Annotated in this window: 9 protein-coding genes; all 9 read right to left on the reverse strand. The window is 70.1% G+C overall.

Features of this window, described 5'->3' with window-relative positions; all coding sequences use genetic code 11:
- Positions 1-33: 33 nt before the first annotated feature.
- The 9 genes from AC4OR5_RS14550 to AC4OR5_RS14590 all read right to left on the reverse strand — a co-directional run bounded on the left by AC4OR5_RS14550 (position 34) and on the right by AC4OR5_RS14590 (position 14,286).
- Positions 34-786, reverse strand: coding sequence for an SAM-dependent methyltransferase (locus AC4OR5_RS14550; protein ID WP_019485685.1), 753 nt, complete (start codon positions 784-786; stop codon positions 34-36).
- 117 nt (positions 787-903) lie between these two features.
- Positions 904-1,143, reverse strand: a complete 240-nt coding sequence (gene acp3, locus AC4OR5_RS14555; protein WP_003106204.1) for an acyl carrier protein Acp3 — start codon at positions 1,141-1,143, stop codon at positions 904-906.
- Positions 1,144-1,156: 13 nt separating this feature from the next.
- Entirely contained in the window at positions 1,157-2,149 is a 993-nt protein-coding gene (locus AC4OR5_RS14560) for a beta-ketoacyl-ACP synthase III (RefSeq protein WP_023100898.1), read from the reverse strand.
- Between the two features lie 3 nt (positions 2,150-2,152).
- The gene (locus AC4OR5_RS14565) at positions 2,153-2,578 is read right to left on the reverse strand and encodes a nuclear transport factor 2 family protein (protein ID WP_003091711.1); all 426 of its coding nucleotides are present in this window, start codon (positions 2,576-2,578) and stop codon (positions 2,153-2,155) included.
- Positions 2,575-3,831, reverse strand: a complete 1,257-nt coding sequence (locus AC4OR5_RS14570; protein ID WP_058160047.1) for a cytochrome P450 family protein — start codon at positions 3,829-3,831, stop codon at positions 2,575-2,577. Before AC4OR5_RS14570 ends, AC4OR5_RS14565 begins: the two co-directional genes overlap by 4 nt.
- The gene (locus AC4OR5_RS14575; RefSeq protein ID WP_003119645.1) at positions 3,824-4,738 is read right to left on the reverse strand and encodes an SDR family NAD(P)-dependent oxidoreductase; all 915 of its coding nucleotides are present in this window, start codon (positions 4,736-4,738) and stop codon (positions 3,824-3,826) included. Before AC4OR5_RS14575 ends, AC4OR5_RS14570 begins: the two co-directional genes overlap by 8 nt.
- Before the next feature lies 1 nt (position 4,739).
- Positions 4,740-6,068: a condensation domain-containing protein gene (locus AC4OR5_RS14580; protein ID WP_023443485.1), complete on the reverse strand. Its 1,329-nt coding sequence runs from the start codon at positions 6,066-6,068 to the stop codon at positions 4,740-4,742.
- Positions 6,065-7,231 carry an FAD-dependent oxidoreductase gene (locus tag AC4OR5_RS14585; RefSeq protein ID WP_003091709.1) on the reverse strand — a complete coding sequence of 389 codons (1,167 nt, stop codon included), beginning with the start codon at positions 7,229-7,231 and terminating at the stop codon, positions 6,065-6,067. Before AC4OR5_RS14585 ends, AC4OR5_RS14580 begins: the two co-directional genes overlap by 4 nt.
- Positions 7,228-14,286, reverse strand: coding sequence for an amino acid adenylation domain-containing protein (locus tag AC4OR5_RS14590; protein ID WP_058160046.1), 7,059 nt, complete (start codon positions 14,284-14,286; stop codon positions 7,228-7,230). The genes AC4OR5_RS14585 and AC4OR5_RS14590 overlap by 4 nt, the downstream gene beginning before the upstream one ends.
- Positions 14,287-14,456: the final 170 nt, after the last annotated feature.

Raw genomic sequence — 14,456 nt, forward strand, 5'->3', positions numbered from 1 at the left:
GCCGTGGCCGCGCGATGAATGCACGACGGCGACTCATGCCGCCGACGAACCGAAGCCCTGGTCGGCGCCTTCGGGCAGCACCGTCACGCAGTGGGCGAACAGGTTCGAAGCGCTGCGCACCACGGTCAGCCCGCACTCGGCGAGCAGGGCGTGGAGGCAGGCGCGCGAATACGAGCGCGAGTAGAAGCCGTCGCTGCCGGTGAACACGGTGCCGTCGTCCCGCGCGTGCAGCTCCAGGCCCTGCACCCCGCAACGGCGGTAGTAGCTCTGGCGGACGCGGGTGGCCTCGGCGCTGTCGCCGAACACCGAGACCACCGCCGCCACGCTGCGCTCGGCGAGGGAGTCGAGCAGCCGTTTCGGCTCGCGGAAGTTGCCCAGCAGGTTGAACGGCAGCAGGTACAGCGCGCGCGAGCCGACCGAGGCACCGCGCCTGGTGTGGTTGAGGATGTCGTCGACCACCGTGTCCGCGCGATCGCTCATGCCCTCGCGCTTGATCCGCGTGCGCAGCGTCTCGATCGCCCGCTGGTCGAGGTCGACGCCGAGATAGCGGGCATTGAGCAGGCGCGCGATTTCCAGCGCCCGGCCGTCGTAGCAGCCTAGCTCGACCAGTGCGTCGCAGCGCAGGTAGGCCATCGCCTCGAAGGTCATCAGGCTTTCCATTTGCAACAACGGCAGCACGTCGTCCGGAAAGTTGGCCAGGGTCATTATCGTCCTCGGTCCGAACTCCAGCTCGTAGAAAGCCGACTCCCGATGCGTCCCGATCGTGAGATCCATGTTCTGACTCACCTCTTCCTCCAGCGAATCTCGCTCTGGTGTTGGTTGATCGAAGGCGATGCGCGTTCCCATGTCCCGACACCGCCTTCGCCTGGCAGAGAAGCGACGGAACGCCGGCGTTCGCTGGCCTCAGGCGGCGCGGTGCTTCTCGACCAGCTGGAACAGTTCGTCCACCGTTTCCAGCAGGTCGAGTTCGTCGTCGACCCCGGTGACGCCGAACTCCTTGCGCAGCTTCAGCGACAGCTCGCTGACCACCAGCGAATCGAAAGCCAGGTCTTCCATCCTGCTGTCCCGGCTGATTTCCTCCTTCGGCACGCCGCTGGCGACGCTAAGCACGGTGAGGAGATGGTCTTCCATGTCGTTGGGCATTGTTCTTCCCTCTTCAGTCCATTGTCGGAACGATCTTCGGCCAGCGCAGGGCGACCGAACCCCAGGTCAGTCCGGCACCGAAACCGGTGAGGACCATGTTGCCGCCGTCGCGCAGGATGCCTTGGCGCAGGCCGTGGGCCAGGGCCAGGGGAATCGAGGCGGCGACGGTGTTGCCCACCTCGGCGATGTTGCTCACCACTCGCTCGACGGGAAGGTCGAGCTGGTCGGCGACCGCCGCGAGGATGCGTGTGTTGGCCTGGTGCGGGACCAGGTGATGGAGGTCCGAAGCTTGCCAGCCGACCCGGTCGAGTACCCGCTGCACCGAGTCGCTCATCTGCGTCACCGCCTGGCCGAACACTGCCTTGCCGTCCATCCGGAAGTAGTTGGAGGCCTGTCCGGAACTGCGTTCGGCGCGACTCACGGCGGGGGTCATCAGCAGGTCGAACTGGTGGCCGTCGCTGCCGAGGTCGAAGGCCAGCAGCGCGCCTTCTTCCTCGGCATCGCCGGCACGCAGCACCACCGCTCCGGCGCCGTCGCCGAACAGTGCGCGGGTCGAGCGATCGGCGGGGTCGAGGGTATGGCTGAAAGTGTCCACCCCGACCAGCAGCGCGCTGTCCGCCAGCCCGGCGCTGATCAGCGAGCCGACGCTGGCCAGGCCGTAGACGAAGCCGGTGCAGGCGGCGGACAGGTCGAACGCGAGCGCGCCGACCAACCCCAGGCGCGCCGCGACCCTGGGCGCGGTGGCCGGGCAGCAGAAGTCGCCGGTGCTGGTTGCCAGCACCACCGCGTCGACTCGCTCCAGCCCCGCCGAGGCGAGCGCGGCGGAGGCCGCCCGCAGGGCCAGGTCGCCGCTGCCGAGGTCGCCGGCGATATGCCGCTGGCGCACGCCGGTGCGGCTGCTGATCCAGGCGTCGGAAGTGTCCAGCTCGGCGGCGAGCATGTCGTTGCTGAGCACGGCCTCGGGCAGGTAGCTGCCCAGGCCGCAGACCACGGCGGCGCGCGGCATGGCTCAGGCTCCCTGGACGATCTTGGCGGCGGCCTCGACCCCGCCCAGGGCCTCGAGGTGCCGCAGCGGATTCCAGAAGTCGCGGTAGAGCAGGATCTGGCCGTCGCGGGTGCGCAGCACCGAGATGTAGTCCTGCGCCAGCTTGCCGCCGGAAACGGTGGCCACGCCGTCGCCATGGAATTCGCCGATGGCCAGGTCGGGGTCGGCGGTCTCGTAGAACTGCACGTCGGTGAAGCGCACGGTCAGGTGCTCGGGAAACAGGCGCATGTGCGCCCAGATGGTTTCGCGGCCCTCGAAGCGGGTCTTCCAGCCCGGCGGGGCGTAGGGGAATTCGAGTACGCCTTCCGGATGGAACAGGTCGCACCAGCCACGGGCATCGCCGTTTTCCAGGAGGCGCAGGCTGTGGACGAGAATTTCCTTGGCATTCATTGGGCGATCCTCTCGATCGGGTTGGCGTGGGAGGCGGTGTTCGCCGGGGCGCTGCATCCGGTGCGCACCGGCACGCTGATCAGGGCGCGGAGGAAGGTGATCGGCAGCCACTGCAGCTCCGCGTGGGGCACCGCCAACTGGAGGTCGGGGAAGCGCGCGAGCAGGCGCTGGATGGCGATCCGCCCCTCCAGCCGGGCCAGCGAGGCGCCGACGCAGTAGTGCACGCCGAAGCCGTAGCCGAGATGGCCATCGGTGTTGCGGATAAGGTCGAGGCGGTCGGGATCGTCGAAGCGCTCGGCGTCGTGGTTGGCGGTCAGGTTGGAGACCAGGATGTATTCGCCGGCGGGAATGGTGACCCCGTCCAGTTCTACGTCTTCCACGGTGAAGCGCAACATCGAGGCGCGCACCGGGCTGTCGTGGCGGACCAGTTCTTCCATGGCGTTGGGCAGGAGTTCCGGCTGCGCCCGCAGCAACGCCAGTTGCTCCGGGTTGACCAGCAGGGTGACCAGCGCGTTGCCGATCATGTTCATGGTGGTCTCGAAGCCGCTCATCATCAGCAGGTGGGCCATGGAGACGAGTTCCGCCTCGCTCAGCTGGCCGCTCTCGTCGGCGGCCTGCACCAGCCCGCTGTAGACGTCGTCGGCCGGCTGCCGGCGCTTGGCCTCGAGCAGCACGCGCAGGTAGTCGACCTGCGCATCGGCCAGGGCCTGGGCCTCCTCCGGCGACAGCAGTTCCGCCTGGCGCTCCCAGGACTGGCGGGCGTGTTCGCGCTCGGCCTCGGGAATGCCCAGCAGCTCGAAGATCACCGCGATGGTCAGCGGGATCGCGAAGTCGGCCATCAGGTCGGCCTGTTCGCGGCCGGCCATGGCGTCCAGCAATTCCTCGGTGATCCGTTCTATATGCGGTTGCAGGCGCTCCACCTGGCGCGGGGTGAACGCGCGGCCGACCAGCGAGCGCAGGCGGGTATGGTCCGGCGGGTCGAGGTTGAGCATGTGGTGGCTGAGTCCCTCGCCGATCCCCGCGCGCGGGCTGCCGGTACGCTTCGCGTAGAGTTCGGCGGCCTGCCGGGCGTCGCGGCGGACGCCCGGATGGTTGAGGACCTTGCGCGCGTCGCGGTAGCGCGTCACCACCCACACCGGATGCTCGGCGGCGCGATGCGCGGGACGCGGCGCGCCGTCCACCTGCAGGCCGTCGTAGAGCGCGTGCAGTGGCGAGATCAGTTCCTCGCCCAGTCTCAGTTTGCGATCAGGCACGTTGCTCCTCCTTCGCCGCCGGGGCGGCGGTGACGATGGGGCGGAACATCCCGTCGATCACGCTATCGGGCAGCAGCCGCGCCAGCAGGGTGCCGCGGCGCACGTCGGCGCCGACCCGGTAGCGGGTCCGCGGCTTGGCCGCGGTGAGCGCGGCATGCACCGCGGCGGCGACGTCGGCGGGCTTGGTCGCGCTGTTGCGCGCGCCGTCCTCGTTGGCCTGGAGGAAGCGCAGGTAGGTATCGCGATAGAGGTCGGCGACGGCGTCGGGGGCGTCGGCCAGGGCGCGCTCGCCCTCGCTGGCGATCTTGCCCCAGATCGGCGTCCAGATCGCCCCGGGGCTGACCACCGAGACCTGGATGCCCATGGGCGCCAGCTCGCGGCGCAGGGCGTCGCTCACTCCCTCCTTGGCGAACTGCGCGGCGGAGTAGGCGCCCAGGTAGGGAATGGCGACCGAGCCGAGGCCCGAGGTGACGTTCACCAGGCGCGCCGCGCCGCCACGGCGCAGCAGCGGCAGGATTGCCCGGGTCACCGCGAGCTGGCCGATCAGGTTGACTTCCAGCTGGCGCCGCAGCAGGTCGCTGGAGACGCATTCCAGCGGCGCGGAAATGCAGATCCCGGCGTTGTTCACCAGGCCCCAGAGCCCGGTATCGCCGACTTTCTCCGCCACCTGCGCGGCGGCCCGGCCAATGGATTCCTCGTCGGTGACATCGATCAGCAGCGTGCTGATCCGGCCGGACGGGCAGGCGTTCGCCAGGCGCTCGCCATCCTCCTGGCGGCGCACCCCGGCGATCACCTGGAAACCCTGTTCGGCCAGGTGCAGCGCGGTTTCCCGGCCGAGGCCGCTGGAGGCGCCGGTGATCAGCACGTGGCGGCCCTGGGGCGAGAGAGGTTTGCTGGTGAAAAACATGTCATTGCTCCTCGAGGGCGGATCGTTGGGGGGCGTGGATCGCCGACAGCAGGGTGCCCAGGCAATCTTCGGCCAGGCGTTCGGCGCGTTCGCCGGGGACCGCTTCGTCGATGTAGGTGAAGTTCCAGAACAGCCGGCCATGGCTGGAGTTGATGGCGGCCACGAAATAGCCGTTCACTGAGATGCCGGTGAGGAACTGCGCGTCGGAGAGGCGCAAGGCGCCGATCCGCTCGGGGAACGGATAGCGGCCGATGTTGGAGGAGCACAGGTTGATCGGCCCTTCGGCTTCCATGAAGGCCATGAATGGCCGCGCGTCGGCCATGCAGCGCGGCGCAGCGCTGGCGACCAGGGTGACCAGGTTGAAATGATGGCCCTGGCGACGGCGTTCGCCGAGGTCGTCGGTGAGCGCGCGGGCGACCTCCCAGAACGGTCGGGCGATGTCCAGCACCACCGGTACCGTGGCGACGTAGGTGCCTACTTCGTCGGGGCGCACCGGCGGCTCCAGTTCGTCGCGGAAGTCGATCGGCGAGCCGATGGCGATGTGGCTCGGGCGGCGCTGGTGGTCGTGGCCGGCGGCGATGGCCAGCGCCGCGGTCAGCGCGCCGTGTACCGTGGTGCCGTGTTCGCGGGCGCGTCGTTGCAGCTGTTCCAGCTGCGCGCCGTCCAGCTCCCGGTGCAGCAGGCGGGTACGCCGCGCTTCCAGCGGCACCGGGTTGCTCGGCTCGATCCGGCCCGGGCGGTGGCGGCCGACCAGCGCTTCGTCCTGGGCGGTCTGCTCGGCCAGGCGCGCCGCGCCTTCGTCGCCGGTGAAGCGGCGTGGACGCAGATCCTCCGCCGGCGGCAGGGCGCTGGCGGTCCAGGGTTGCGCGGCGGGGTCGGCGGCCAGGGTCAGCCATTGTTCGGCGAGGGTCAGCACGGTAGTGCCGTCGGCGATGATGTGCGGTACCACGACCAGCAGGTCGTGGGCGCCGGCGTCGGTGGCGATCGCCACGGTACGGATCAGTGGCCCGCTGTCCGGATCGATGCGTTCCGGCAATTCGCGCTCGTTGATTTCCCGCAGCCATTGCTCCTCGCCACCACCGCGCACCTCGCGCAGCGGGATGGGCCGCTCGCAGGGCACCCAGCGCGGGTCGAGCCCGGCATCGTGCTCGATCCGCGCGCGCAGCAGCGGATGCCGCGCCTGCAGCGCGTCGAGGCCGCGGCGCAGGTCGTCGATGGACAACTGGCCATGGACCCGCACCCGGGAAATCACGTTCAGCGCGGAGAACTGGTCGCTGAGCCAGTACCAGCGTTCCACCGCGGACAGCGGGCGTCGTATCTCGGCCATCATTCGACTCCTGGGAAGGTCAGTGCCAGTTCGTTCTGCCGGGCGAAGGTTCGCTCCGGAGCGAAGCGGAAGTAGAGATCGCGGGCGACGGTGCGCAGCGGATGCTCCAACTGCTCGATGCGGCTCAGCGCCCGCGAGGTCTCGACCATCGCCCTGGCGCGGTCGCGACGGCGGTTCTCGTAGGCGCGCAGGGCGGCTTGCGGGTCGTCGATGGTGGCCAGGCAGTGGGCCAGCACCGCGGCGTCTTCGATGGCGATGGCGGCGCCCTGGCCGAGGCTGGTCAGCATCGGATGCGCGGCATCGCCGAGCAGGGTCACCGGGCCGTCGCCCCAGCGCTCGAGGAACGGTCGGTCCTGGGCCGGCAGGCTGCTGATGTCGGCCTCCGGGGTCGCCTCGATGACCGCCTGCACTTCGTCGGCCCAGCCGGCGTAGAGGCGCTGGATGCCCGCCTTGCCGCCGCGCCAGTCCTTCGCCTGTTCGGCCGGCATGTTGCGGGTGCCCCACCAATAGACGTTGCCTTCGCCGATGTCGGCGAGACCGAAGCGCTGCCCACGACCCCAGTAATGGGCGACGTAGCCCGGCGTCACCTTCGGATGGCGGAACGCCGGCGTGGCGCGCCAGATCACGTAGTGCCAGTCGGTGGGACGCTCCGGGCCGGTCATGGTGGCGCGGATCGCCGAGTTGAAGCCGTCGGCGCCGATCAGCACGTCGGCGTGCACTTCGCGGCCGTCGCTGCAGAGCACGGTGACGCCTTCGCCGTCGGCGTGGCGCAGGTAGCCGGTGGCGCTCACGCCCAGTTCGATGCGGCAGTCGCGGGCCTGTTCCAGCAGCGCCTGCTGCAGGCTCGCGCGGTGGATCGCCAGGCTCGGCTGGCCGAGCTGGCGGGCCAGGCCGCCGAAGTCGATGGCGCGGATCGGTCGCCCGCGCCGGGTGAGGAACCGTAGCGAGTCGAAGGCCTGGGCGCGGGTAAGGTCAGGGCGCACGCCGACCCTCTCCAGGGCGGTCAGCGCGTTGGGCATCAGCGACAGCGCCGAGCCGACCGCGCGCAGCTCCCTGGCCCGCTCGTAGAGTTCGACCTCGAAGCCGGCGGCCTTCAGGCAGGCGGCCGCGGCGAGCCCGCCGATGCCGGCGCCGGCGATGACGATCTTCAGGGGGTGTCTGCTCATGGGCGGGTCCGTTCGCTGGAGGTGGAGGGTTCGAGCAACGCGGCGATCTCTGCCGCGACCGTCTCGACATAGGGTTCTTTCATCAGCACCAGGTGGTCGCCGGGTACGTCGATCACATCGAGGCGGCCGCTGGTCCAGTGCTGCCAGCCGTTCTTCGGGTCGCCGTAGTGGGTGCCGGCGGCGTCGTGCATCGGCTTCAGCGCCAGCGGCAGCGGGCCGTCCGCGCGCAGCAGGGTCATGTCCTGGTCGCTGACTTCCGGGCGATAGCCGATGAGTGCCTGCCAGCTCGCCCGGAACAGCTCGTAGAGCCGCTGCACGGTGGCGCGCGGGGTGCCGGCGGGAAGTACGCCGGCCTCGATGGCGCGTTCGACGATGTGGTCGAGTTTCTGCTCCAGGCTCGCGCCTTCAGGCAGCGGCTCGACCTCCTCGTCGCTGCGTTCGAACCAGACCAGTTCCCAGTAGAAGAACAGCAGCAGGGCTTCGTCGCTGGCGCTGCCGGCGTGGTTGCGGTCGACGGTGATGGAGTCGAGCACGATCAGTTGGGCGACCGCCTGCGGGTCGAGCGCGCGCAGTTGCCGGGCCATCTCGTAGGCGACGAAGCCGCCGAACGACCAGCCGCCGAGGTAATAGGGGCCTTCCGGCTGCACCCGGCGGATCGCCGCGAGGTAACTGGCGGCGATGTCCTCGAGGACCGCCAGCGGCGTACTGCCCTGGCCGGTGCCGGCCGCCTGCAGGGCATATACCGGCTGGTCCGGCGGCAGTGCGCGGACCAGCGGCAGGTAGCAGAGTACGTGGCCGCCGAGCGGGTGGACGAGGAACAGCGGCGGGCGGCTGCCGCCGGCACGGATCGGTACCAGCGGGTCGAAGGCGCGCACCGCCGAGCGTTCCCGCAGGCGTTCGGCCAGGCCCTCCACGGTCGGCGTCTCGATCAGCGCGGCCATCGGCAGGTCGACGCCATAGCGCTTCTCGATCAGCAGCATGAAGCGCATCGCGCTGAGCGAGGTGCCGCCGAGATCGAAGAAGCTGTCGCGGATGCCTACCCGGGGACGATCCAGCAACTCGCCGAGGAGTCCGGCCAGGGTGCGCTCGTAGTCATCGCGCGGGGCCAGGTACTCGATGTTCGACCCGTGCTCCAGCGGCAGCGCGCGCAGGGCGGCGTCGTCGCGCTTGCCGCTGGGGGTGAGGGCGAAGCCGTCGACCCAGGCGAAGTGCGCCGGCACCATGTGTTCCGGCAGTTCGCTGCGCAGCGCCTGCTTCAGTTCGGCGAGATCCACCGCCTCGGGCTCGCCGAGCAGGAAGGCAGCGAGGAATGCATCGTTGCCCTGGCGCTCGCGAGCCACCACCGCCGCGCCGCGCAGGCCCGGCTGGCGCTCGGCCTGGCGCATGATCGCCAGCTCGACCTCGGCCGGCTCGATGCGGAAGCCGCGGACCTTGACCTGGGTATCGGCGCGGCCGAGCCAGACGATCTCGCCGTTGCCGAGGATGCGCCCGAGGTCGCCGGTGCGGTAGAGCCTGGCGCCGGGGCGCCAGGGATGTTCGACGAAGCGCTCGGCGGTGAGTTCGGGGGCGCGGTGGTAGCCGCGCGCGAGGCAGTCGCCGCCGAAGTACAGCTCGCCGGTAACGCCGACCGGTACCGGGCGCAGCGCGGCGTCGAGCACCTGCACCTCGACCCCGTCCAGCGGCCGGCCGATCGGCGGCAGGTCCGGGTAGTGCGCCGGATCGCCGCTCAGCGAGTGGTAGGTGACCTGGTGCGTCTCGGTGGGACCGTACTGGTTCTCCAGCAGCAGCCCGGGCATCGCCGCGCAGAACGTGCGGACGTCTTCGGTGATGCGCAACTGCTCGCCGGAGGACACCACCACGCGCAGGGCGCCGGGGCGTACGCCCAGGGTGTTGGAGGCCTCGGCGAGGCGTTGCAGGGCGACGAAGGGCAACAGCACGCGCTGGACCTGGCGGCGTTCGAGGACATGCAGCAGCGCGGAGGGGTCCATCCGCTCGCGGTTGGAGATGAGTTGCAGCTCGCCGCCGCCGCACAGCGTGGAGAAGATCTCCTGGAAGGCCATGTCGAAGCTCAGCGGCGCGAACTGCAGGGTGCGCAGCCCCGGTACGCCGCTGGCGACGCGCAATTGCCACTGGGTGTAGTTGGCCCACATCCGGTGGCTAAGCTCGACGCCCTTCGGCCGCCCGGTGGAACCGGAGGTGAACAGCAGCATGGCCAGCTCGTCGAGCTGCGGCGCGGCGAAGGTCTCGGGCTCGATGTCGGCGACCAGTTCCTCTACCGGCAGCACCCGTTCCGCCGCGGCGACATGGGCGTGCTCGGGATGCGCGACCACCCGGAACGGCTGTGCGGTCTCCAGGATCAGCGCCAGGCGCTGCGCGGGATAGCTGACGTCCAGCGGCACGCAGACCAGGCCGGCGCGCAGGATGCCCCAGATCGTCGCGATCATCTCCGGCGAACGGTTCAGCGCCACTCCGATCGCATCGCCGCGGCGCGCGCCGGCGCGGACCAGGCGGGTGGCCACGCAGCGCGCCACATGGTCGAGGTCGCGATAGGTCCAGCGTTGCTCCTCGAAGGCCAGCGCGGCGCTGCCCGGCAGCGCCTCGACCTGGCGTTCGAACAGGCTGACGACGTCGACCAGCGGCTCGGGCTGGGAAGCGGCGTCGCGGCGAGGGGCGAGGAAGGCGAAGTCGGCGGCTTCGTCGGGATGCTCGGCGAGGCGCCACAGGAGTTCGACGAAGGTCGCGCCGATCAGCGCGGCCTGGCTGCGGCTGATGCCGCGGCCGTCGCTGTCGATGCGCAGGTACATGCCGTCGCTGGGCGTGGCGATCACGTTGACCAGCAGGGCGAAGTTGGTTTCTTCCCAGACGCGGAAGTCGCGCAATTGCCACAGCGGTTCGAGGACATGCAGGTTGACGTAGTTGAAGGCGCTGCTCAGTTCGTCGCCGACGATCTGCTGGATGGCGCTGAGCGGATAGCGGCGGTGGGCGTGTCCGTCGCGCTCCTGGCGGAACAGCGCATCGGCTACCTCGATCCAGCTACACCCGGCAATCTCCGAGCGGACCGGCACGGTATTCAGGAACAGGCCGACCATGCGGTCGGCGTCGGGCAGTTCGGGGCGGCCGTTGCTGATCGCGCCGGTGACCACGCTGTCGCTGCGGGAGAACAGATGCAGGGTCAGGCAATGGGCGGCGAGCAGCAGCGACTTCAACGGCAGTCCGCGTTGCGCCGCAGTGGCCTTGAGTCGTTCGAGCAGCCCGTCCGGCAGCGCTTCGCGATGGCTGGCCGGACCTTGCGCGGCTTGCGGCTCGTGGGCGCCGAAGCCGTCGAGGCGGGTCATCCTCGCGCCCTCCAGCAGCCCGGTCCAGTACCCCACGGCGGCCGGCGAAGCCAGCGCGGCCAGCTCCTCGCGGACATGGCAGGCCAGCGCCGGCGCGGGGCTCGGCAGCGGCTCGCCACGGTAGGCGGCGACCAGCGCGACGATCAGGTTGGCCACGCTCCAGCCGTCGAGGATCGCATGGTGGAAGCTGAACACCAGGTCCAGGCCGTCCTCGCGGACGAACGCGGCGAACAGGAACAGCCCGGGCTGTTGCAGCGAATAGCGATGGAAGCGGCGTTGGCGGATGTGCTCGTCGAGCACCGTCCCGGCCTCCGGGTTGCCGCGCAGGTCCAGGATCAGCGGTTCGCTGCGCGCCTGGGCATGCACCAGTTGCAGCGGTTCGGATGCGCCGCTGAGGTCGAACGACGAACGCAGCGCGGGATAGGCGGCGACCACCCGGTCCAGCGCGTGGCGGAACGCGGCTTCGTCCCAGGCCAGGTCGAAGCGGTAGTGGAACACGTCGTGGTAGACCGACGAGTCGGGGCGCTGGCGGCTATGGAAGAGCAGGCCGAGACTCAGCCGGCTGGTCGGGAAGGCGTCCTCCAGCCCTTCCAGGCGCGGCTTGTCGACTTCGGAAACCAGTTCGAACGGCTGGTAGCTTCGCTCCGCGAGCGGACGCACCAGGCGCTCGGCGAGGCCCGCCACCGTCGGGTTGCGCATCAGGTCGGCGAGTTCGAAGCCCAGGCCGCGCCGCTGTGCGGCGGCGCGGATGCGCAGCATCAGGATCGAGTCGCCGCCGAGGGCGTAGAAGTCGTCGTGCACGCCGACCTCCGCCACGCCGAGGACATCGGCCCACACCGCCGCCAGTTCGGCCTCGGTCGCCGTGCGCGGCGCAACCGCCGCCACCTGTTCCGGCGGTGCCGGCAGTTGCCGGCGGTCGAGCTTGCCGTTGGCGCTGAGCGGGAGGCTGTCGATGCGCACGAAGAAGGCTGGCAGCATGAAGTCCGGCAGCGTCGCCGAAAGTCCGGCGCGCAATTGACCGGCGTCGAGTTCCGCCGCTGCCACGTAGTAGCCGACCAGGTGCGTGCCGCGTACCGCCGAATCGCGTGCCACGACCGCGGCGTCGCGTACGCCGGGAAGCGCGGCGAGGCGGTCGCGTACTTCGTCGGGTTCGACCCGGTTGCCGCGGATCTTCACCTGGTCGTCGGCGCGGCCGAGGTATTCGAGGTTGCCGTCGGCCAGCCAGCGGGCCAGGTCGCCGGTACGGTAGAGACGGCCGCCGGCGACGAAGGGGTCGGCGAGGAAGCGGTCGGCGTTCAGCTCCGGCCGGTTCAGGTAGCCGCGGGCGACGCCGACGCCTCCTATATATAGCTCGCCGACGGCGCCGAGGGGCTGCGGCCTGAGCGCGCGGTCGAGGACGTACAGGCGCAGGTTGTCGATCGGCCGGCCGATCGGGACCCGCGTGGGGTTGTCGCTGGCGCATTCATGGTCGGACACGTCGACGGTGGCCTCGGTCGGTCCGTACAGGTTGACCAGTCGCACGGCGTCGCCGAACAGCCGGCGGAAGCGCGCGACCTGCAACGGCGCGAGGGCTTCGCCGCTGCAGAACACCAGGCGCAGCGAGCTTGCCGCCGCGCGGGCGGTCGGGTCGCCGTCGAGCAGGTCGAGGAACGGCGTCAGCATCGACGGCACGAAGTGGATGACCGTGACCGCGTCGCGCTGGATGCTTCGCAGCATTTCCCGCGGGTCCTTCTCGGCGCCGGGCGGCAACAGCGACAGGCGGGCGCCGGTGAAGCTCCACCAGAACAGTTCCCAGACGGATACGTCGAACGTCACCGGAGTCTTTTGCAGAAGCACGTCGCGTTCGCCGATCGGATAACGACGCTGCATCCAGTTCAGGCGGTTGACCACCGAGCGGTGTTCGACCATCACGCCCTTGGGCACGCCGGTCGAACCGGAGGTATAGATGACATAGGCCAGGTCGCTGGGCGCGACGTTGGCCGCCGGCAGGTCGCCATTGCTCTGCGGCAGGCGTTCGAGGTGCAGCACGCGCGTCTCGCCCAGGCTCTCGCCGAGTGTCGCCGCGCGTTCGTCCACCAGCACCACGCGGGCGCCGCAGTCTTCCAGCAGCAGGCGGACGCGCTCCAGGGGATGGTCGGGATTGATCGGCACATAGGCGCCGCCGGCGCGCTGCACGCCGAGGATAGCCGGCAGCAGGTGGGGACCGCGGGCGACCAGTAGCGCTACCCGCTCGTCGGCGCTAACACCCGCTGCGCGCAGGGCGTCGGCCACGGCCTGGACCTTGGCGTCCAGCTCGGCATAGCTGAGCGTGCCGCCGTCGGCTTCCAGCAGTGCGGTGCGTTGCGGGGTACGCGCCACCTGCTCGGTGAACAGCGTGGGCAGGGTAGCCTGCTCGGGGAATGCCTGGTCGGTGGCGTTGCGGGTGTGGATCAGTTCCTCGCGCTCGGCGGCCGACAGCGGGTCGAGTTCGCCGAGGTGGCGCTCGCCGCCCTCCACCAGGGCGCGCAGGAAGGTTTCGATATGCCGCGCCGCGGCGTCCATGGGGAAGTCGGCGTCGAACACATCGCAGGCGTATTCGAAATCCACCTGCGCGTCGCTGTGCCCGTCGAACTCGGAGACCCAGATGGCCAACGCGTCCGGGTCATGGGCGTGGGTCTGCGCCACGGTCTCGACGCTGGCGTTCGGGATCGCCTGGGCGGCGGGCCAGCGCATGTAGGAAAGGGTGGTGTCGAACAGTGGCGAGGCGCCGCGCAACAGGTCGCCGAGGGGCATCTTCTGGTGGCGCAGCAGCGTCCGGGTCGCCTCGCGCAACTGCGCCAGGAATTCGTCGACGGTCTGTTCCGGCGCGGTGCGGATGCGTAGCGGCAGGGTATTGGCGAAGTGCCCGACCACTTGCTTGGCCGCGCGGTCGGCGCGGTTCAGCACCGGTACGCCGAGGACCACGTCGTCGTTCTGGTGGATCCGCGCCAGGTACAGCGCCACGGCGGCGGAGAGGAACAGGAAGGGCGATTCGCCACGATCGCGGATCGCATCGAGCAGTGTGCGTTCCAGCGTCAGCCTGTGGCGCGCGGTGCGGCGCAGCCCGGCCGGGCGCCTGCGGGTGAAGAGGGCCGGCTCCAGGCCCTCCAGGGCGTCGGCGAAATAGGCGCGGTCGCCGCGGTACTGTTCCGAACCGGAGTAGTCGTCGGTCTCGAGTTGCGCCAGGAGGGAAGCCGTCGGCATCTGCGCCTGTGGCTCGCCTAGCTCGCCCAGGTAGCCGGCGCGCACCCGGCTGAGGAATAGCTGCAGGCCCCAGGCGTCGCTGACGATATGGTGGGTGCGCACGTAGACGTAGAGCGCCTGGTCGCTATGCAGCAGGGCCAGGTCCACCAGGCTGCGGCCGTCCAGCGGGTAGGCGTGGCGGAAGGCGTCGCGCAACCAGGATCGCACGGCGGCCTCGGGGTCGCGGTCGGCGCGCAGGTCGACGTGGCGCGCCTCGAACTCGGCATCCGTGTCCAGCCACTGGTACGGCGTACCGTCCGTCTCGCCGAGGCGCAGGCGGAACGCCTCGGTGTCTCGCGCCGCCTGCAGCAGCGCCCGTTCCAGGGCCTGGGTATCGACCTCGCCGGTGAAGCGGTCGTAGCTGAAGATGGTGTACTGGTCGAGTTCCGGAAACTGCGCGGCGGCGACCCAGATGTCCCGTTGGTAGGGCGATAGCGGCAAGCGAGCGAAACGAACCATCCCTGCGTCCTCTTCAACAATCCATCGATTCGGCGAACACGGGCACCGCACGCCTCGCCGGACAGGTTCCACCCGTCGACGGTTCAGCGCGCCGTAGCCAGCGTGGTTGGCAGGGAAGCGGCGGCACCCGAAGCAAGAGCGGGGTGTACTATTACTTTTGGCAGGCTCGA

This window comes from Pseudomonas sp. YA1, from assembly GCF_058680555.1.

What these genes read in the sequence shown, in the direction of transcription:
- AC4OR5_RS14585 (WP_003091709.1), bottom strand. Translation starts at nt 7,231, where the DNA reads ATGAGCAGACACCCCCTGAAGATCGTCATCGCCGGCGCCGGCATCGGC.
- AC4OR5_RS14575 (WP_003119645.1), bottom strand. Translation starts at nt 4,738, where the DNA reads ATGTTTTTCACCAGCAAACCTCTCTCGCCCCAGGGCCGCCACGTGCTG.
- AC4OR5_RS14590 (WP_058160046.1), bottom strand. Translation starts at nt 14,286, where the DNA reads ATGGTTCGTTTCGCTCGCTTGCCGCTATCGCCCTACCAACGGGACATC.
- AC4OR5_RS14565 (WP_003091711.1), bottom strand. Translation starts at nt 2,578, where the DNA reads ATGAATGCCAAGGAAATTCTCGTCCACAGCCTGCGCCTCCTGGAAAAC.
- acp3 (WP_003106204.1), bottom strand. Translation starts at nt 1,143, where the DNA reads ATGCCCAACGACATGGAAGACCATCTCCTCACCGTGCTTAGCGTCGCC.
- AC4OR5_RS14580 (WP_023443485.1), bottom strand. Translation starts at nt 6,068, where the DNA reads ATGATGGCCGAGATACGACGCCCGCTGTCCGCGGTGGAACGCTGGTAC.
- AC4OR5_RS14560 (WP_023100898.1), bottom strand. Translation starts at nt 2,149, where the DNA reads ATGCCGCGCGCCGCCGTGGTCTGCGGCCTGGGCAGCTACCTGCCCGAG.